Consider the following 19606-nt stretch of genomic DNA (forward strand, 5'->3'; position numbering starts at 1 on the left):
GGGGTGTTTCGGTGGACCACCCCGCTGGGGTTTGAGCATGTGGTCGAACCGGACCCGGTCACCGATCCGGATCCCCCGCCCTTCTGATCACCCCGCGCCGCGCCTGCGGCGCGGCGCGCGGGCGGCGCCGCAGGCGCCGCCGCGCGCCCGCATCTTTTCTATAAATTGATTTTGGTTTTTCAAGAAGCCGCGCCTGACCCTGCCCGGAGCGGGAGACCTGCCCGGTGCACGGCTGTGGGCAGGCCCCCAACCATCCAGCTACGCACCCTCAGGGGCTGTCCATAGCCGTGCACCGCAACGCCAGCCCCAACCCACCCAAAGGCGACCACCCCAAGCATCCCGACCCCGCCAGGGACCGGCAACCGGACTACGGGTGCGTGATGGTCCACTGGGTGATGGGCAGCTGCGGCCGCCAACTGGTAAAGGAACCGAGCGGGGACGCGCGGCTGATCTCGATGCGGGTGAGGGTGCCGCCCAGGTTCCGGTGCCAGTCGGCGAGGACTGCTTCGGAGTCGAGGGTCACGGCGTTGGCGACAAGGCGGCCCCCCGGGGGAAGGGCGGACCAGCAGGCTTCCAGCATGCCATCGTTGGTCAGGCCGCCGCCGATGAAGATGGCGTGGGGCGTTGGTAGGTCGGCCAGGGCGGCCGGCGCGGCGCCGGTGACTACGCGGAGGTCGGGTACGCCGAGTGCTGCCGCGTTGCGGGTGATGCGGGCGGCGCGCTCGGGGACCGGCTCGATCGCGATCGCGCGGCAGGTGCGGTCGGTGCGCATCCATTCGATTCCGATGCTGCCGGAGCCGGCACCCACGTCCCACAGCAGCTCGCGGGGCATGGGGGCCAGGACCGCCAACGTCACGGCGCGGACTTCGCGTTTGGTGAGTTGGCCATCGTTGTCGAAGGCATGGTCGGGGAGCCCAGGGGCGTGGCCGAAAACCACAGCGTCGGGCGCGGGGCGGCAGTGGACCGCGACCAGGTTCAGCGCGGCGGCGGGTTGGGGGCGCCACGAAGTCGCTGTGCCGCTGCGGCGCCGCTCATGGGGAGCGCCGAGATCTTCGAACACTGTCATGGGGCTGGGGCCAAAACCTTGGTCGCGTAACAGGTTTGCGACTTCGGCGGGAGTGGAGCCGGTGGCGGACAGCACGAGCAGGCGGCGGTCTGGGCGAACCACCAACCGCAGGGTGTCCAGGGGGCGGCCGACCAGGCTGACCACCTCGACCTCCTCCACCGGCCAGCCCAGGCGGGCGCAGGCCAGCGATACCGAAGACACGTGTGGGATCACCTGGAGCGCGGCGGCGCCGAGCAACCGTGCCAGCACCGACCCGACGCCGAACAACATGGGGTCGCCGCTGGCGAGTACGCAGATCCGGCGGCCGGCGTGTTCGGCCAGCAGCCCGGGAATCGCCGGCAGCATGGGGGACGGCCAGGTGACCCTGGTCGCCGGGTGCTCCAGCAGCGCCAGTTGGCGCGCGCTGCCGATCAGCACCTCGGCGGCGTCCACCGCCGCCCGCGCCTCGGCGGACAGGCCCGCCCATCCGTCCGCACCGATTCCCACCACCGTGACCACGAGGCTGCACGGTAATCGACAGGCCCGACCACATCTGACACCATGCGAGACGACGGAACGCAGGAACCCGAGGAAACCAGTGCGAATCTGGTGCGGTCCCGCCACTGTGACCGGAGCGATCCGGGAGTCAGACACTCGGCCCTGCTGATGCCACGACTCGGGCGCGGACCCGGGGAAGGACAGCCCACGCCGATGAGCTACCCGTTCTCCGCTGTCGTCGGCCACACCGACCTACGGCTCGCCCTGCTGCTCAACGCCGTGCACCCGGCCATCGGCGGGGTTCTGGTCCGGGGCGAGAAGGGCACGGCGAAGTCGACGATCGTGCGCGGGCTGGCCGCGCTGCTGCCCGCGGTCGACGTGGTGCAGCACTGCCGGTTCAGCTGCGACCCGGCCGCGCCCGACCCGGACTGCCCGGACGGGCCGCACACCCCGCCGAACACCCCATCGCACACCGTGCGCCGGCCGGCCCTGCTGGTCGAGCTTCCGGTCGGCGCCACCGAGGACCGGCTGGTCGGCTCGCTCGACCTGGAACGCGCGCTCACCGGTGGGGTGCGCAGCTACCAGCCGGGCCTGCTGTGCGCCGCGCACCGCGGTGTGCTCTACGTCGACGAGGTCAACCTGCTGCACGACCACCTGGTCGACCTGCTGCTGGACGCGGCGGCGATGGGCCGCGCCTACGTGGAGCGGGAGGGGGTCTCGGTTTCCCATGCCGCCTCGTTTCTGCTGGTGGGCACCATGAACCCGGAAGAGGGTGAGCTGCGCCCGCAACTGCTGGACCGGTTCGGGCTCACCGTCGAGGTGGCCGCCGCCCGGGACGTGGACACCCGCGCTGAGGTGATCCGCAGACGGCTGGCGTTCGAGGCCGACCCGGCCGGGTTCGCCCGGGAATGGTCCACTTCGGACGCCGAGCTGGCCGCGAAGATCGTCGCGGCGCGGGCGGCCCTGCCGGCGGTGCGGCTGCCGGACGTCGAGCTACGCCGGATCGCCGCGCTGTGTGCCGCCTTCGAGGTGGACGGGATGCGGGCCGACCTGGTGCTGGCGCGTACGGCCCTGGCGCACGCGGCCTGGCGTGGGTCCGACGCGGTGACCGAGGCGGACGTCGAGGTGGCCGCCCGGTTGGCACTGCCACACCGCAGGCGCCGGGATCCGTTCGACGAGCCGGGAATCGACGAGCAGCAGCTGCAGCAGGCGTTGCGGGACGCGGCCGGGCAGGCGGAGGAGCCCGAACCGCCGGACGACGGCGGGTCCGGGGCACCGAGCCCCGATCAGTCCTCTGTGGACGATAGTGATTCGGCGCCGGCGCCCGCCGCCCAGCCCGATCCGGCGTTTCGGGCCCGGTTGCTCGAGTTGAACGGGTTGGGTGCGGGGGCGCCGGGCCGGCGGTCCCGGGCCAGGTCGGCGTTCGGCCGGACGTTGCGGGCCGCGCCGGCGGGGGGCCACGGCTTGCACGTGGTGGGCACGATCACCGCGGCGGCGCCGCACCAGTTGGCCCGGGGCCGCAGCGGCGCCGGGTTGGTGCTGCGGCCGGACGACCTGCGCCGTGCGGTGCGCGAGGGCAAGGAGAGCAACCTGGTGCTGTTCGCCGTGGACGCGTCCGGTTCGATGGCCGCGCGGCGGCGGATGTCCGCGGTCACCGGCGCGGTGGTGTCCCTGCTCCTGGACGCCTACCAGCGCCGGGACAAGGTGGGGCTGCTGACCTTCCGGGGCCGGACCGCCGAACTGGTGCTGCCGCCCACCTCTTCGGTCGAGGCGGCGGTGGCCCGGTTGCGCCGGTTGGGTACCGGTGGGGCGACGCCGCTGGCGGACGGGTTGTTGCGGGCGCGCAAGGCGTTGGCGGTGGAGCGGTTGCGGGATCCGCGCCGCCGGGCGTTGCTGGTGCTGGTCACCGACGGGCGGGCGACCGTGGCGGTAAAAGCCGATCCGGTTGAGGATGCCATGCGGGCGGCCGGGTTGCTGGCCGCCGACGGGGTGGCGAGCGTGGTGGTGGACTGCGAGCGCGGGCCGGTCCGGCTCGGCCTGCCGCACCGGATCGCCGAGGCTCTGGGCGGCGCCTGCGTGCGGCTGGACGAACTGTCCGCCGACCGGGTCAGCGGCGTGGTCCGCGCCATGCGTAGGAGTGCCTGATGCCGCAGGGGAAACCGGAGGTCGTGCCGGACGACGGGTTGACCACGCGGCAGCGCCGGGCCCGGCCGCTGCTGATCGTCCACACGGGAGAGATGAAGGGCAAGTCGACGGCGGCGTTCGGGTTGGCCCTGCGCGCCTGGAACCAGGGCTGGCCGGTGGGCGTGTTCCAGTTCGTCAAGTCCGCCAAGTGGAAGGTGGGCGAGGAGGCGGCGCTGCTGGCGCTGGACGAGGTGCACCGCAGCACCGGGCAGGGCGGACCGGTGGAGTGGCACAAGATGGGCGCGGGCTGGTCCTGGGCGCGCAAGCAGGGCGACGAGGTCGACCACGCGACGGCGGCCGTGGAGGGGTGGCGGGAGATCGGGCGGCGGCTCGGCGAGCAACGGCACCGGCTCTACGTGCTCGACGAGTTCACCTATCCGCTCAACTGGGGTTGGGTGGACGTGGCCGAGGTGGTGGAGACGCTGGCGCACCGGCCGGGCAACCAGCACGTGGTGATCACCGGGCGGAACGCGCCGGCAGCGCTGGTCGAGGCGGCGGATCTGGTCACCGAGATGACCAAGGTGAAGCACCCGATGGACGCGGGGGCCAAGGGGCAGAAGGGAATCGAGTGGTGACCGGCCCGGGGTCGACATGGTAGGGCGGGTGGTGATCGCGGCGCCCTGTTCCGGGAGCGGGAAGACGACGATTGCCACCGGGTTGTTGGCGGCGTTGCGCAAGCGTGGGCATGTGGTGGCGGCGGGGAAGGTGGGGCCGGACTACATCGATCCCGGCTATCACACGCTGGCCAGCGGGCGGCCGGGGCGCAACCTCGATCCGGTGCTGGTCGGCGAGGATCTGGTGGGGCCGCTCTTCGCGCACGGGGCGCGCGGGGCGGACCTGGCCGTGATCGAAGGCGTGATGGGGCTGTTCGACGGGCGGATCGGCACCGACGGGTTCGGCTCGACCGCGCACGTGGCGCGGCTGCTCGACGCGCCGGTGCTGCTGGTGGTGGACGCCCGGGGGAACGGCGCCAGCGTTGCCGCGCTGCTGCACGGATTTCGCAGCTACCGGCCGGACGTGCGGCTGTCCGGCGTGATCCTCAACCAGGTCGGCTCGGACCGGCACGAGCGGGTGCTGCGGGAGGCCTGCGCCGAGGTGGGGCTGGAAGTGTTCGGGGCGCTGCGCCGCGACGCCGGGGTGGAGGTGCCGTCGCGGCACCTGGGGTTGGTGACCGCGGCCGAGCACGGCGCCGCGACCCAGGCGATCGACGCGATGGGCGAGGTGGTGGCCCGATCGGTTGCCCTGGACCGGATCGTCCGGTTGGCCGGGTCAGCGTCCGGGTCGCAGGCGCCCCCGTGGGAGCCGGGGATCGAGCCGGTGTCCGGGGCGCCGGTGGTGGCGCTGGCCGGCGGGGCGGCGTTCACCTTCGGCTACGCCGAGCATGCGGAGTTGTTGCGGGCCGCCGGGGCCACCGTCGCCGTCGTGGATCCGTTGCGGGACGAGGCGTTGCCGGACGGCACCGCCGGAATCGTGCTGCCCGGCGGGTTTCCCGAACAGTACGCGGCCGAGTTGTCCGGCAACGAGTCGTTACGCCGGGCGGTGGCGACGGCGGGGGTTCCGGTGCACGCCGAGTGCGCCGGGCTGCTCTACCTGGCCCGCACGCTGGACGGCCACCCGATGTGCGGGGTGCTCGACGCCGAGGCGACCATGACCGGCCGGCTCACGCTGGGCTACCGGGATGTCGTGGCACCGGAGGAGTCCGTGCCGTTCCCGGCCGGCACCCGGCTGACCGGGCACGAGTTCCACCGCACCCGGATCACCCCGCGGCACGGTGCGCGGCCGGCCTGGCGGTGGCGGGCCGAGGACGGAACCCCTCACGCGGAAGGGTTCCTGACCTCAGAGGTCCACGCGTCCTATGTGCACACTCACCCGGCGGCGAGCCCGTCGGCGGTGGCCCGGTTCGTCGCCCGGTGCTCGGCCCGGTCGAGCAGGAACGCGAACCCGATGCCGATGGCGGCCCACAGCACCGCCTGGGTGCCGAGCGAGGCGAGCCGGAACTCCCACAGCACCTGAGCCGGGAAACCCGGTGGCACCTCGTCGAAGCCCGGCAGCAGCACGCCGGCCGCCGACACCAGGACCACGTAGCCGGTGGCTGCGGCCACGACGCCGCGCCAGCCGGCGATCAGCCGCCGGGCGTAGCACGCGGCAACGGCTATGGCGACCGAGATCGCCATCATGGTGAAGTAGAGCGCGGTTCGGTCGCCGATGGTGTTCGGTTGGCCGACGGCCGGCGGGTTGGGCGGGTAGACCAGGAACGGCGCCAGTTGCACGGCGATGAACCCGATCCCGGCCAGCACCAGGGCGGTCACCTGGGGGGTGAGCCGGCCGATCCGGCCGTAGCCGAAGGCGAAGGCGAGCGCGAACAGTCCGCCCAGGGCCAGGCCGAACGCCACCGTGGCGATGGCCAGGCCGGCGGTGCGCTGCACGCCCCGGCTGACCGGAGCCGGTTCGGCTGGCTCATGGTCATGCCCGGGCGCCTGTTCCTCGATGGCGATCGACGCCTCGACCGGTGGTTCGCCCACCGTGGCGGCGAAGGTGAACGCGAGGATTCCGCCGAGCAGGCCCGCGAGCAGGCCCCACACCAGCAGGGTGCGCATCGTGAGGGTCATGCCGAGCGCTCAGTGGCAGGGGAAGCCGAGCAGGTGCCGGCCGTCGTGCACGAACTCGTGCAGGTTCATTCCCGAGAACAGGGCCAGTGCGCCCTGCTCCGTGCTGATGAAGTACATCACCACCAGGAACAGCACCCCGGCGAAGATCGCGTACGGCGCGATCTCGCGGACCGGGATCCGCACCGGTTCGGCGGTGGGGATGGCGACGGTGGGAATGGCGGCAGCATGCGTCATGGCGCGACCTCCTCGGGCTGCGCGCGGCCCGGTCGGTGGAACATGGATGGTGCGCGGGTCTGACTCGTGCTGACGCACTCACAGTGGCGCGGCCGTGCCGGAGTTGCACCGGCTTCCTCGTACCATCAGGGTCTTCGGAACGTACCACCCAGGGGAGCCCGGTGACCACCCGTCTTGTGTTGGTGTGCCACGGCCCGACGGCGGCCACCCGGCGCGCGGCGTTCCCTCACGATGAGCCGGTCGACCGGACGCCGGGACCGTGGGACGGGCCGGTGGACCTCGCGCTCACCGCACCGGCGACGCGCTGCCGGCAGACCGCGGCCGCGCTCGGGCTGGACCCGGCGGTCGAGGACCGGCTGGACGAGTGCGACTACGGTCGCTGGCGGGGCCGCACGCTGAGCGAACTGAGCGAGGCCGAGCCGGAGGCGGTGCGGCGCTGGCTGACCGACCCGGCGGCCGCGCCGCACGGCGGCGAGTCCATTGTGGACCTGATCCGGCGGGTGGCCGGCTGGCTGGGTGACCTGCCTCGTGCCCGGGTGGTCGCGGTGACGCACCCGTCGGTGATCAAGGCCGGTCTCGTGCACGCCATTCGGGCCACCCCGGAGTCGTTCTGGCGGATCGACGTCGCGCCGCTGTCCCACGCGGTGTTGTCCGGTGACGACGCTGGCTGGAGGTTGCGCTCGCTGGGTCAGAGTTGAGCGCACTGGCCGGTGGCCGGGCCGCGGATGGTGTTGGGGGCCTGGAGGTTGTTGGGGGCCGGGGTGTTGCCCGCGCACAGGACGGGTCCGTTGACCGTGGCGCCGGCCAGGATCGGGGTGTTGTTGGCGGACAGGATCACCGGGCCGTCGATCCGGCCACCGACCACGGTCACGTTCGCCGTGCTGCCGCTGACGGTGACCGGTCCGCGCACGGTGCTGTTGAGCAGTTCGACGGTCGCGGCGCCGGTGGCCATGACCGGCCCGGAGACCGTGGCGTTGGAGGCGACCAGGGACGCGCCCTGGCGGATGAGGACCGGGCCGGTCACCTGGGCGCGGTCCAGGCAGGTCACCCCGGTTGACACGATCAGCGGGCCGGTGTGCCGGCCGGTGATCGTGTCGGTGCAGGCCGGCGGTTCGGGCAGCAGGGTCACCACGAACTCGCGGGGCGTGCCGTAGTTGCCGGCCGGGTCGATGGCGCGGTAGGCGATGGTGTGCCGGCCGTAGCTGGGGGTCGGGTCGTCCCACGGCGAAAGCCTCGGCACGCCGAGCTTGCCGTAGACCAGGTTGTCGATGTTGGTCCCGCTGGGGGTGAACAGGAACGGCAGGTTCGGGTCGGTGGGCCAGCCGAAGTAGTTGAACCAGCCGTCGCCGTCGGTCTGGAACTCGCGGACCACGTAGCCCGGGGTGTCGTCGGCGCCGTTCAGCCGCATGGTGAACGGGCCGTTGTAGATGTACTCGGTTCGGCCCGGCTTGGGCACGGTGAGCAGCGGCGCGGACAGCGCTGGCGTGGCCGTCGGCGCGACGGCGTCTACCGTCCATGCGCGACTTGATGAGCCGGCGGTGGCGGTGAGGGTGTGGCGGCCGGACAGGTTCAGCGCGGCCAGGGCCAGTGTGCGGTCGTTGCCCGCAGTGCCGACCGGGCGGCCGTCGAGGGTCCAGGTCACCGGTGGGATCGCGTCCAGCGGATGGCTGGTCTCGACGTGGACCACGTCGGTGCCGCCGACCGGGCGGTCGGTCGGGGTACTGGCCGTGATCTCCACCTGGACCGGGGCCGGCGGGGTGGTCACCGCGGTGTCGACCGTCCAGGTGCGGCTGCGGGTCAGGGCGGCCGAACCGCGGATGGCCGGGTCGCGCACGAACTCGGTGGGGTCGGTGACGGTCGCGGTGAGCGTGTGCACCCCGGCCGCGATGTCCACAGTGGACAGGTTGATGCTGGTGGCGCCGTTCGTGGGCAGGGTGGCGCCGTCCAGGGTCCAGGTCACGTCGAGCGTATGGCCGACCGGGTGCAGCGTCTCCACCCACACCACGCGGTCCGCTCCGACCGGAGCGCCGTTCGGGGTGGCGTCCTGCAGGATGCTGGTCTTGGTCGAGATCCGCTGGGTCATCACCTCGCGGCCGGGCTGGTCATAGTAGTAGCCCAGGGTCTTCATGATCGAGTGCGGGCTGGGCCGCCAGATCCCGGTGCTGGTGTACATGCCGCTCTCGTACCGGCCGATCACGCCGCCGGACTCGCTGCGCTCACCGAGCCAGCGCCACCACTTCTGCCGCTGGTCCCGCAGCTGCTGCTCGGTGAGCAGGGTGTGGTGGGCCGAGGCCGGTTCCGGTCCGGTGTAGGCGCCGCCGCGCACGCCGCGGGCGAGGTAGTCGTACTCGTCCTGCAACCCGCCGAGCGAGTGGCCAAGCTCGTGCGGCGAGATCAGCGCGGACAGCGCGTTGCCGCCGGAGGCGGTGGCGTTGGCTCCGCCCGCGCCGCCGTAGGTGTCGCTATTGCCCAGCGCGAGCAGTTGCCGGTTGCCCGGCGTGGTGCCGGGCACCAGGTTGGCATACCGGTTGGCCGCCGCGCCGTCCACGGTCAGCAGGCGCTGCACGCTGGCCGGGTTGCAGCCGCCCCAGAAACCCATGTTCAGCGGGGTGTCCCGGCGCGGCGAGTCCAGGTTCGGGTCACAGTCCACTCCGGACTCCGCCGAAGTGATCTCCACCGCGTAGACGTTGATGTAGCTGCGGTAGGTCTTGAACGGCTCGATGGTCCACAGCACGTTGAGGTGCTTGTCCAGGTGCTCCCGGAACCTCGCCTGCTCGGCCTGGGTGTAGCCGTCGCCCAGCACCACCATGTTGAACCGCTTGGCCGGATCGCCGGTGACCTGCACCGGCACCACGGTGGCGTCCCCCGGCGCCGCGTGCGCGACGGCCGGGACCACCACCGCGGCACCGAGGGTGACCGCAACGGCCAGGAGCAACCGGCGCATGGCTCAGCGACCGAACACGTAGCAGGTCGTCGAGGACGTCTTGGTCGGGTCGCTCTCCGAGGTCGCGGTCACCCGCACCCGGACCAGCTTGCTGCCCGGCGAGTCCTGCTTGGCGTACACCGGCACCTGCACGGTCCGGCTGAACCGCGCGGTGGCCAGTTGGTTGGGCACGTAGGTGGTCCAGCCCTGACCGTCCACAGTGGCCGAAAGCCGGTAGACGTCGCTGCCGAGGTAGGCGGTGACGTCCTCGGGATGCTCGCCCTGCGCCGGGTACGTCTGGCCGGTGTTGGTCAGCGGGACGGAGCACCGGGCCAGGCCCTCGCCGTCGGCGGTCGCAGTCGCGGTCGCCAGCCGGACCCCGCGCGGCGCGGACCCGGCGCCGTCCAGCGACCGGATCGCCACCGTGTAGGACAGCAGGCCCTGCTGGTCGCGGTGCACGTCCAGGATGTAGAAGTGCAGCCGGTTGGCCGAGTCCACGTACTCGTACTCGCTGCCGGAGTTCACCCCGGCGTGGAACAGCGCGTCGGAGAGCTGGCGGTAGTCGCCGAGGGTGATCGGCACCCGGGTCCCGTCCGGCAGCACGTAGTCGGTCATGCCGATGTCCTGCGGGTTGGCGTCGATCACCCACTCGAACGGCGCGGCGTCCTGGTTCTTCGTCTTGGCGATCAGCACCCCGGAGTCGGGCGTGAACGAGTCGGTGCCCATCCGGTCGACCACTTCCAGCGTGTAGTTCTGGTAGCCGCGGCCGTCGCAGAACACGTCGGTGTTGACGTCGCACGGCGGGGCCAGGTCACCGGCACCGAGTGCGATGTTGATGCCGGACAGGGCGTCGCCGCCGGGCTGGAACGCGCGTGCGGTCACCGTGGCGACCACCATGCCGGACTGGGCCAGGGCTTCCCGGGACAGGCGCAGCACGTTGCGCTCGTCCACCATCGCCAGCTTGATCTTGTTGCGCAGCATGTGCTGGGCGCCCATGGACGCGCCGCCGGTCGGCGGGATGATCCACCGGCTGTGCGGGCCGCCCGGCCCGTTGAAGGTGCCGCGGGAGAGCATCTCCCAGATGCCGCTGTAGGCCCGGCGTAGCGGGACGCCGTACGGGTTGTTGTAGTTGTCGCCGATGCCGAGGATGTGGCTGAGCTCGTGGGCATAGACCGACATGCCCGAGCTTTCCGCCTGGGTGGACGATCCGCCGCCGGCGTTGGGCCAGATCGACGCGCCGGAGGCCCAGGAGGTCCACTCCACGTACCGGGTGCGGCTCCAGTTCGGCAGGTTCTCGTCCGGCGGGCCGAACGCGTCGGTCACCTGCTCCTTCGTCGGGAACTTCATCATCCCGAACTCCTGCCAGGTCGAGGACTCGTCCTGGCCGGCGGAGAGGAAGAACACGAAGTCGAAGCCGGCCGGGATCTCCGCGCCGACGTCGGCCACCCACGCGGCCCGGCCGTCGGTGCGGATGTTGCGGTTGCAGGTGTCCCCGGCCGGGCAGCCGGTGCCGGCCTGGAACTCCATCGCGTACTCGTGCGCCTTGCCCGGCATCTGGTAGGGCCCGAAGGCGGTCAGGTCGACGCCGTAGCGGCCGGCCGAGTCCTCCATCCAGTACTCGTGGATCGTGTGCCCGTGGTTGAGCTGGCCCGGGGTGTTGAGGAAGTTCTTGTAGAACTGGGCGACCTGGTCGCGGGGGATGTCGTGCGCCTCGGCGCTCGGGTTGCCGAACACGGTCGAGTTCTGCGGACGGGTGACCACGAACGACTGGTTCGGGTAGTCCAACAGCACCAGCGCACCCCGGAAGGTGCGCACCGAGCCGCGCCGGTTCGGGTCGGACCAGTTGGTGCCCGGCACCTGCTTGTAGTCCGCCCACGTCATGTGGTCCGGGTTCACCCAGTTCTGCGGGTCGATCGGCGGCGGGAAGCCGGCGCGGCCCTGCAGGGTCAGCGGCCGGCCCTCCTGCCAGGGCTGCTGCTGCGGCCAATGGTCGTACTGCCAGGGGTTGTCCGGCGGGGGTGCGGCGGCGGCGGGGGTCACCGCGAGTCCGGCCGCGAGAGCCGCGGCCGCCAGCGCGGACGCCAGCTTCAGGGTGCGGGTCACGGCACCGGACGTTACTGCGCAACTCCGTGCCGTACCACCGCCGGACGATCTACAACGGTTTAGGAGGGTGCCGAGAGTGGCCCGACCGAGGCGACCGGCTATGCGCGCGTGCTGAAACCCAGTTTAGGAGAGGCCGAGTGCCGTTCGGTGAACTCCAGGATGCGCTGCCAGGCGTCGGCGCAGGCCGCCTGGTGGTCGTCGAAGGAGCGGTCGAAGAAGCTGTGCGGGGCGTCCGGGTAGGTGTGCGACTCGACCTCGATGCCGGTGGCGCGGGCCCGGCCGGCGAACTCGGCGAACTCCTCCGGAGTGGTGTTGTCCACGCCGGCCAGCAGCATGAGCAGCGGGGCGGCCAGGTCCGGGATCCACGGGCCGACCCGCTCCAGCGGGGCGCCGCCGTAGAAGCCGATGGCGCCGGCGATGCCGTGGCCGTGCGCGGCCTGGCGCCAGGACGCCGATCCGCCGAAGCAGAACCCGACGGTGAAGATCGCGGCGGGCGGCTCGGCGAGGCCGCGCAGGTGGTCCACGCCGGCCCGGACGTCGGCGGCCACACCCTCGGGGGTGGTCTTGTGGACGTGCGGCATGAAGTCGAACGACTCGTCGCGGTCGTCGGTCTCGGCGGTGCGTCCGAAGTAGTCGATCGCCACCGCCTCGAACCCGGCGTCGGCGAACTGGGCGGCCAACTCGCGGTAGAAGGCGTGCAGCCCGCGCACGTCCGGCAGGATCACCACGCCGCGCCCGTTGGGGGTCTCCGGCCGGGCGGTGTGTGCCTGGAACCCGGTGCCGTCCGAGGAGGTCAGCCGGATGTCGGCACGTTCACCGATGCCGCCGGAGACCGGGGGTGCGGGCGGTCGCGAATCGTCACTGTGGCACATGAGTCCGTAGATTAGCCTCACCCGACCGGACGTCGTGAACACGGAGCGGAGCTGATAGGTTACGCCGCTGTGATGCCGACCGAGCAGGGCCCGCGTTCGTGGCAGGTCTCGTATGTCTTTCTCGGTCTGGCCGGTGTCGTGATCGCCACGGTGTTCGCCGTGGTCGCCTCGCTGACCAACCGACCGGTCAACCATGTGCAGCCGCTGCCGGACATGCCCGGCCCGGTGATCGCCGACGACACGTCTCCCGAGCGCGCCGCGCCGCCGTCGAGCATCGCGGCCGTGCAGCCCACCACCGCCTCGCAGACGATCACCAAGACGCAACCGAAGCCCTCGCCGAAACCCAAGCCGAGCACCACCCAGGCCGCGTTGCCGCCGCAGCCGACACCGCCGCCCGGGCAGCAGAACCCGCTCGCCCGGTTCACGGTCAGTTGTTCCGGCCGGTCGTGCACCTTCGACGGCACCGGCTCGTCCGATCCGGACGGCTCGATCGTCTACTACGCCTGGGGCTTCGGTGACGGCTCGGACGACAACTTCCAGAACCGGGCGCGGGTGTCGCACCGCTTCCCGTCTCCCGGCACCTATGCGGTGACACTGGTGGTGCTGGACAACGCGGGGTCGGCCGGCCAGGTGTCCCGGGCAGTGACCGTGCGCTGAGCTCCCTCCCCCGAGAGCAGGGCTGGACTAGACATCTCCGGAATATTGGTCTAGACAATAGGGAGCGGTATCCCCTCCCCTGCACTCCGGGAGCCTGTCATGCGTCGTGTCGCGCTGCTCTGCGCCCTTTTCATGCTGGTCTGGACTCCAACCGCCGCGGCGGCCGGGGAGACGGCGGCCTTCACCAAGGTGTCCGACTGGGGCTCCGGGTGGGAGGGCCGGTACACGGTCACCAACGGCGGTTCGGCGACGATCACGAGTTGGCGGGTGGAGTTCGACCTGCCGGCCGGCACCGCGATCAACACGCACTGGGACGCCGTCCGGGGCGGCACCGGAAACCATTACGTGTTCAGCAACGCGGGCTGGAACGGCACGCTGGCGCCGGGCGCGGCGGTGAGCTTCGGGTTCAACGGCAGCGGCCCGGGCACGCCGGCGAACTGCACGGTCAACGGCTCCGCGTGCGGTGGCGGCGGCACGCCGGGCGTGCCCGGCGCGCCGGGCACGCCGACCGTCACCGGGGTCACCGACACGTCGATCTCCTTGTCCTGGCCGGCGGCAAGCGGCACGGTCACCGGCTACCGGGTCTACGAGGGCAGCACCGTGCGGGCCAACCCGGCCGGCACCACGGCCACCATCACCGGTCTTGCCGCCGGCAGCACCCACACCTACACGGTCGCGGCCGTCAACGCCGCGGGTGAGTCGGCCCGCAGCGCGGCCGTCACCGCCACCACGAGCGGCGGCACCGGAGTGCCCGGCACACCGGGCAACGTGCGGGTCACCGGCACCACCGACTCGAGCATCTCGGTGGCGTGGAACGCATCCGGCGGAACCGTCAGCGGATACCGGGTCTACGAGGGCAACACCGTGCGGGCCACCCCGACCGGCACCACCGCCACGATCACCGGCGTGCCGGCCTGCACCTCGCGTACCTACACGGTCAGCGCGGTCGGCGCGGGCGGTGAGTCGGCCCGCAGCGCGCCGGTCACCGGCACCACCACCGGCTGCCCGCAGAGCCCGCTGCCCCGGCACTTCCTGACCGGCTACTGGCACAACTTCACCAACCCGGCGGTGGAACTGCGGCTGCGCGACGTGCCCGCCGAGTACGACCTGATCGCCGTCGCGTTCGCCGAGGCGAGCGGCACGCCCGGCGCGGTCACCTTCGGCGTGGACCCGGGCCTGTCCACCGCGCTCGGCGGCTACACCAACGCCGACTTCCGGGCCGACGTGGCGACGTTGCATGCCCGCGGCAAGAAGGTGATCCTCTCGGTCGGCGGTGAGGCCGGCCGGGTCTCGGTCGGCGACGCCACCGCGGCCAACAACTTCGCCAGCAGCATGCGCGCGCTGATCACCGACTTCGGTTTCGACGGCGTGGACATCGATCTGGAGAACGGGCTGAACCCGACGTTCATGGGTCAGGCGCTGCGCTCGCTGCGCAACGCCGTCGGCGCCAGCCTGATCATCACGATGGCGCCGCAGACCATCGACATGCAGTCCACCGGCGGCTCGTACTTCCAGTTGGCACTGAACATCCGCGACATCCTCACCGTCGTGCACACCCAGTACTACAACTCCGGCTCGATGCTGGGCTGCGACCAGGCCCAGGCCTACACCCAGGGCACGGTCAACTTCATGACCGCATTGGCCTGCATCCAGTTGGAGAACGGACTGCGGCCCGACCAGGTGGCACTGGGGCTACCGGCCGGGCCCGGAGCGGCGGGCGGCGGCATCGTCGCGCCGTCCTTGGTGAACAACGCGCTGGACTGCCTGGCGCGGGGAACCAACTGTGGCAGCTTCCGCCCGCCGCGCACCTACCCCGGCATCCGCGGTGCCATGACCTGGTCGGTCAACTGGGATGTCAGCAACGGCAACAACTTCGCCCGCACCGTCCGGCCGTTCCTGAACACCCTGCCCTGACGGGAGAGCCACCATGAAACGCACCGCGCTGCTGGTCGTCGCGCTGCTCCTGACCTTCGGGGTCACCCCGGCGGCCGCGGCGAACCTGTTGGCCAACCCGGGGTTCGAGGCCGGGTCGTTGTCCGGCTGGACGTGCTCGGGTGGGTCGGTGGTGAGCAGCCCGGTGCGGTCCGGGTCGTTCGCGCTGGCCGGCGCGGCGAGCTCGTCGGACACCGCGCAGTGCAGCCAGACGGTGTCGGTGCTGCCCAGCACCACCTACTCGGTTTCGGCCTGGGTGCGGGGAAACTACGTCTACCTCGGCATCACCGGCGGGCCGCAGACCTGGACTCCGTCGGCCACGGGGTACACCCAGCTCAGCCTGTCGTTCACCACCGCGGCCGGGCAGACCAGCGCCCAGCTGTTCCTGCACGGCTGGTACGGGCAGGGCACCTACAACGCCGATGACGTGAGTTGGGACGGGCCGGGCGGCGGCACGCCCGGTGCGCCCGGAACCCCCGGCACACCTACGGTCGGCGCGGTCACCGACACTTCGATCGCGCTGTCCTGGCCGGCCGCGGCCGGAACGGTCGGCGGGTACCGGGTGTACGAGGGGAACACGGTGCGCGCCACGGGGACCGCGACCTCGGCCACGGTGAGCGGCCTGGCCGCGTGCAGCACCCACACCTTCGCCGTGGCGGCGTTCAACGCGGCCGGTGAGTCGGCGCGGAGCGCCGAGGTGAGCGCCACCACGACGGGTTGCGTCAACTCGGGACTGCCCCGGCACGCGCTGATCGGCTACCTGCACGCCAGCTTCGCCAACGGGTCCGGCTACCTGCGGATGGCCGACATCCCACCGGCCTGGGACATCATCAACCTGGCCTTCGGCGAACCGACCTCGGTGACCTCGGGCGACATCCGGTTCAACCGCTGCCCGGCGGCCGAGTGCCCGAACGTCGAGTCCGACGCGGAGTTCCTGGCCGCGATCCGGGCGAAACAGGCGCAGGGCAAGAAGGTGCTGATCTCGATCGGCGGCCAGAACGGCCAGGTCCAGCTCACCACCACCGCGGCCCGGGACCGGTTCGTCAGCTCGGTCGCCGCGATCATCGACCGGTGGGGCCTGGACGGGCTGGACATCGACTTCGAGGGCCACTCGCTGTTCCTCAACCCCGGGGACACCGACTTCCGCAACCCGACCACCCCGGTGATCGTGAACCTGATCGCGGCGCTGCGCAGCCTCAAAGCCCGCTACGGCGCCCGGTTCGTGCTCACCATGGCGCCGGAGACGTTCTTCGTGCAGGTCGGTTACCAGTTCTACGGCGGCGCGGGCGGCGGCGACAACCGCACCGGCTCCTACCTGCCGGTGATCCACGCGATGCGCGACGACCTGACCGTGCTGCACGTGCAGGACTACAACTCCGGGCCGGTGATGGGGCTGGACAACCAGTTCCACTTCATGGGCGGCGCGGACTTCCACATCGCGATGACCGACATGGTGAAGGCGGGCTTCACGGTCGCCAGCACCGGGCTGCGGTTCCCGGGACTGCGCCCGGAACAGATCGCCTTCGGCCTGCCGGCGGCGACCAGCGCGGGCAACGGCCACACCGCACCGGCCGCCGTGCAGACCGCGCTGAACTGCCTGGCGCGCGGGCAAAGCTGCGGCGGGTACACCCTGCGCGGCGGAACCTCACCGGCCATCCGGGGCCTGATGACCTGGTCGATCAACTGGGACCGGTTCTTCGGCTACGAGTTCCAGAACAGCCACGAGCCGTTCCTCAACGCCCTCCCCTGACCCGATTCGCGCTGGTGATCGTCCTGCAGCATTCTGGGCGGCATGCCGTTGACACCGCTGCGGGAGTTCCTGCGCACCGAAAGCGCGGGCGGCATCGTGCTCCTGGTCGCGGCCGTGGCCGCGATCGGATGGGCCAACAGCCCGGCGGGTGACTCCTACGACGCGCTCTGGCAGGTCACGATCGGCGGGCTGGACCTGCTGCACTGGGTCAACGACGGGCTGATGACGCTGTTCTTCTTCCTGGTCGGGCTGGAGATCAAGCGTGAGCTGGTGGTGGGCGAGCTGAACCGGCCGCGCGCGGCGGCCCTGCCGGTGATCGCCGCGCTGGGCGGGGTGCTGCTGCCGATCCTGGTGTTCAGCCTGGTCGTGCGCGGCGGGCCCGGCGCGTCCGGCTGGGGCATCCCGATCGCCACCGACGTCGCGTTCGCCGTGGGGGTGCTGGCGCTGCTCGGCCCCCGGGTACCGGACGGGGTGCGGCTGTTCCTGCTGAGCGTGGCGATCGTGGACGACATCATCGCCATCACGGTGATCGCGGTTTTCTACACCCACGACCTGGCGCCCGCCTGGCTGGCCGCGGCCGCGCTGGCGGTGCCGGCGGTGCTCGTCCTGCGCCGGCTGCGGGTGGCGCTGATCTGGCCGTACGTGCTGGTGGGCGTGGCGATGTGGTTCGCCGTGCACGAGTCCGGGGTGCACGCCACGATCACCGGCGTGGTGCTGGCGCTGCTGTGCCCGGCCCGCCCGGTGCGCGGCCGCGACGTGCTGCCGCTGCTGGAGCACCGGCTGCATCCGTTCGTGGCGTTCGGCATCGTGCCGCTGTTCGCCCTGGCCAACGCCGGCGTCGACCTGACCGGCGCGCGGCTGGGCTCGTCGCTGACCCTCGGCGTGGTGCTCGGCCTGCTGGTCGGCAAGACCCTGGGGGTGGCCGGGGCGACCGCGGCGGCCACGGCGACCGGCCGGCTGACCCTGCCCGCCGGCGTCGCCATGTCCCACGTCTGGGGCATGGCGATCCTGGCCGGCATCGGCTTCACCGTGTCCCTGTTCATCGCCGACCTCAGCCTCGACGCCCCGGACCTGGTCAACCAGGCCAAAATCGGCGTCCTCGCCGCGTCCCTCCTCGCCGGCGTCCTCGGCGCGACAGTGCTGCGCATCGCCGCCCGGGCTGGCGTTTAGTGGGTCTGGAAGGCTTCGGCGAGCCACCAGGAGCCGCCGTCGCTGGCGATCTTGGCATCCAGGAGTAGGGGGCGGTCCCGGGGGCCGGCCAGCCAGTCGGTGAGGGCGGAGAGGTCCGACTCGGTGCGCACGGTGGCGGCGGCGCAACCGAAGCCGCGGGCGATCGCGGCGATGTCGGTCTCGGGGAACACGACGGTGGACAGGTCGACGCCGTCGCCGCCGAAGTGGTGCACCTCGGCCCCGTAGCCCTCGTCGTTGTAGACCACGATCACCATCGGCAGACCGAGGCGCACCACGGTGTCCAGGTCGGCGATGCCCATCAGGCAGCCGCCGTCGCCCAGCGCGGCCACCGGCAGCCGCTCCGGCCGGGCCAGCGCCGCGCCGACCGCCGTGGCCAGGCCGAGGCCGATCGCCTGGAAGCCCTGGGTCAGGCAGTAGCCGTGCTGGTCGGGCACGGACAGGTAGGCGCTCGGGTAGCCCATGAAGTTGCCCGAGTCCACCGCCACGATCCGCTCCGCCGGCAGCAGGTCGTCCAGCCGCACCGACAACCGGCGCGGGTCGATCCGGTCCGCCGTCGAGATGTCCTCGAACGGCACGTCCCGGATCCGCACGCCGGCGGCGATCCGCTCGCGCACCTCCTCGGTGCGAAAGCCGCGCGCCGAGGCGAGTTCGGTCAGCGTGTCGCGGGCGGTTTGGGCGACGTCGCCGAGCACGCCGAGGTGCACCGGCCGGTGCGCGCCCAGGGCGGACGGCTCGATGTCGACCTGCGCGAGCGTGGTGCCGGCGCCGAAAATGCGGCCGTGCCGGGTGGTCCACATGTTCAGCGCGCAACCCCAGCCGACCACCAGGTCGGCGGCGGAGATCAGCTCCACGGTCAGCGGGGAGGCGAACCCGCCGGAGATCCCCAGCGACCACGGGTCGCCGGCGAACAACCCGTTGGCGACGGCCGAGGTGGCCAGCAGCGCCCCGGCCGCCTCGGCCAGCGCGCGCAGCTCCGGGCCGGCACCCCGGGCGCCCCGGCCGGCGATGAACACCGGCCGCTTCGCCCTACCGATCGCCGCGGCCAGTTCGGCGACGGCGGCCGGGTCCGGCCGGGCCGGCAGCGGCGCCGGATGCGCGCCCACCTCGACCTCGACGGCCGGCGCGTGCTGGACGTCCAGCGGCAGGTTCAGCACCACGGTGCGCCGCTCGTGCACCGCGGTCCGGTAGGCGCGGATCGTGTCGGCCACCGCGGAGTCGGCCGAGTGCACCCGCTCCGGCACGGCGCCGACCGCGGCCACGGCGGCGGTCTGGTCGATGCGGAAGTTGGACCGGACCGCGGCCGCCCCGGTGTCCCCGGACAGCACGATCAGCGGGGTCCGGCTCTTGGCCGCCTCGGCGATCCCGGTCAGCGCGTTGGTCAGGCCCGGTCCCTGGTGCACGCTGACCAGCGCGAGCCGGTCGCTCATCCGGGCGTAGGCGTCGGCCATGGTGGCCGCGCCGCATTCGTGCCGGCAGGCCACGAACGGCACACCGCGCGCCCGCAATGCGTTGGTGGCCTCGAAGTTGCCGCTGCCGACCACCCCGAACGCCTGGGACACCCCGAGATCGGCCAGGGTGCGGCCGACCAGCTCGGCGGTATTCATCGGG

The 19606-nt window shown here is 72.1% G+C and carries 14 protein-coding genes, 1 pseudogene and 2 riboswitches; of the genes and pseudogenes, 8 read left to right on the forward strand and 7 right to left on the reverse strand.

What is annotated here, in order from left to right; all coding sequences use genetic code 11:
• Positions 1-367: 367 nt before the first annotated feature.
• Positions 368-1564, reverse strand: a complete 1197-nt coding sequence (gene cbiE, locus VFO68_RS01165; protein WP_325156223.1) for a precorrin-6y C5,15-methyltransferase (decarboxylating) subunit CbiE — start codon at positions 1562-1564, stop codon at positions 368-370.
• Between the two features lie 69 nt (positions 1565-1633).
• Positions 1634-1701, forward strand: a riboswitch (cobalamin riboswitch).
• A 55-nt stretch (positions 1702-1756) separates the two neighbouring features.
• Between cbiE and VFO68_RS01170 the strand changes: the two genes are divergently transcribed.
• Genes VFO68_RS01170 through VFO68_RS01180 form a run of 3 tightly spaced genes read left to right on the forward strand, consistent with a single transcriptional unit; the run spans position 1757 to position 5740 of the window.
• On the forward strand, positions 1757-3688 hold the full coding sequence (locus VFO68_RS01170) for a magnesium chelatase subunit D family protein (protein ID WP_325156224.1): 1932 nt from the start codon (positions 1757-1759) through the stop codon (positions 3686-3688).
• Positions 3688-4302, forward strand: coding sequence for a cob(I)yrinic acid a,c-diamide adenosyltransferase (gene cobO / locus VFO68_RS01175; protein WP_325156225.1), 615 nt, complete (start codon positions 3688-3690; stop codon positions 4300-4302). Before VFO68_RS01170 ends, cobO begins: the two co-directional genes overlap by 1 nt.
• A 16-nt stretch (positions 4303-4318) precedes the next feature.
• On the forward strand, positions 4319-5740 hold the full coding sequence (locus VFO68_RS01180; RefSeq protein ID WP_325156226.1) for a cobyrinate a,c-diamide synthase: 1422 nt from the start codon (positions 4319-4321) through the stop codon (positions 5738-5740).
• Here VFO68_RS01180 and VFO68_RS01185 read toward each other — a convergent pair.
• Both VFO68_RS01185 and VFO68_RS01190 read right to left on the reverse strand, forming a co-directional pair.
• Positions 5713-6336, reverse strand: a pseudogene (locus VFO68_RS01185) (CbtA family protein); the annotation flags it as partial. The gene VFO68_RS01180 and the pseudogene VFO68_RS01185 sit on opposite strands and share 28 nt — an antisense overlap.
• A gap of 9 nt (positions 6337-6345) precedes the next feature.
• Positions 6346-6570, reverse strand: coding sequence for a CbtB domain-containing protein (locus tag VFO68_RS01190; RefSeq protein ID WP_325156227.1), 225 nt, complete (start codon positions 6568-6570; stop codon positions 6346-6348).
• Between the two features lie 35 nt (positions 6571-6605).
• A riboswitch (cobalamin riboswitch) is annotated at positions 6606-6730 on the reverse strand.
• Between the two features lies 1 nt (position 6731).
• Here VFO68_RS01190 and VFO68_RS01195 point away from each other — a divergent pair.
• Positions 6732-7268 carry a histidine phosphatase family protein gene (locus VFO68_RS01195; RefSeq protein WP_325156228.1) on the forward strand — a complete coding sequence of 179 codons (537 nt, stop codon included), beginning with the start codon at positions 6732-6734 and terminating at the stop codon, positions 7266-7268.
• On the opposite strand, the gene VFO68_RS01200 is transcribed toward VFO68_RS01195, so the two are convergent.
• The 3 genes from VFO68_RS01200 to VFO68_RS01210 form a co-directional block, all read right to left on the reverse strand.
• Positions 7259-9514 (reverse strand): M64 family metallopeptidase, encoded by a 2256-nt coding sequence (locus tag VFO68_RS01200; RefSeq protein WP_325156229.1) that lies wholly within the window; start codon positions 9512-9514, stop codon positions 7259-7261. The two genes, VFO68_RS01195 and VFO68_RS01200, sit on opposite strands and share 10 nt — an antisense overlap.
• A 3-nt stretch (positions 9515-9517) precedes the next feature.
• Positions 9518-11374: a M6 family metalloprotease domain-containing protein gene (locus VFO68_RS01205; protein WP_414635445.1), complete on the reverse strand. Its 1857-nt coding sequence runs from the start codon at positions 11372-11374 to the stop codon at positions 9518-9520.
• Between the two features lie 320 nt (positions 11375-11694).
• Positions 11695-12468 carry a dienelactone hydrolase family protein gene (locus VFO68_RS01210; RefSeq protein ID WP_325156231.1) on the reverse strand — a complete coding sequence of 258 codons (774 nt, stop codon included), beginning with the start codon at positions 12466-12468 and terminating at the stop codon, positions 11695-11697.
• 72 nt (positions 12469-12540) lie between these two features.
• Here VFO68_RS01210 and VFO68_RS01215 point away from each other — a divergent pair, with 72 nt between their 5' ends.
• The 4 genes from VFO68_RS01215 to nhaA all read left to right on the forward strand — a co-directional run bounded on the left by VFO68_RS01215 (position 12541) and on the right by nhaA (position 17977).
• The gene (locus VFO68_RS01215; protein ID WP_325156232.1) at positions 12541-13125 is read left to right on the forward strand and encodes a PKD domain-containing protein; all 585 of its coding nucleotides are present in this window, start codon (positions 12541-12543) and stop codon (positions 13123-13125) included.
• 99 nt (positions 13126-13224) lie between these two features.
• Positions 13225-15039, forward strand: a complete 1815-nt coding sequence (locus tag VFO68_RS01220; protein ID WP_325156233.1) for a cellulose binding domain-containing protein — start codon at positions 13225-13227, stop codon at positions 15037-15039.
• Between the two features lie 13 nt (positions 15040-15052).
• Positions 15053-16807: a glycoside hydrolase family 18 protein gene (locus VFO68_RS01225; protein WP_325156234.1), complete on the forward strand. Its 1755-nt coding sequence runs from the start codon at positions 15053-15055 to the stop codon at positions 16805-16807.
• Between the two features lie 42 nt (positions 16808-16849).
• On the forward strand, positions 16850-17977 hold the full coding sequence (gene nhaA / locus VFO68_RS01230) for a Na+/H+ antiporter NhaA (protein ID WP_325156235.1): 1128 nt from the start codon (positions 16850-16852) through the stop codon (positions 17975-17977).
• Here nhaA and VFO68_RS01235 read toward each other — a convergent pair.
• The gene (locus VFO68_RS01235) at positions 17974-19602 is read right to left on the reverse strand and encodes a thiamine pyrophosphate-binding protein (RefSeq protein WP_325156236.1); all 1629 of its coding nucleotides are present in this window, start codon (positions 19600-19602) and stop codon (positions 17974-17976) included. The genes nhaA and VFO68_RS01235 overlap by 4 nt on opposite strands.
• Positions 19603-19606: the final 4 nt, after the last annotated feature.

The sequence above is a fragment of the Actinophytocola sp. genome (assembly GCF_035712165.1).
Classification (GTDB): Bacteria; Actinomycetota; Actinomycetes; order Mycobacteriales; family Pseudonocardiaceae; genus DASYTH01.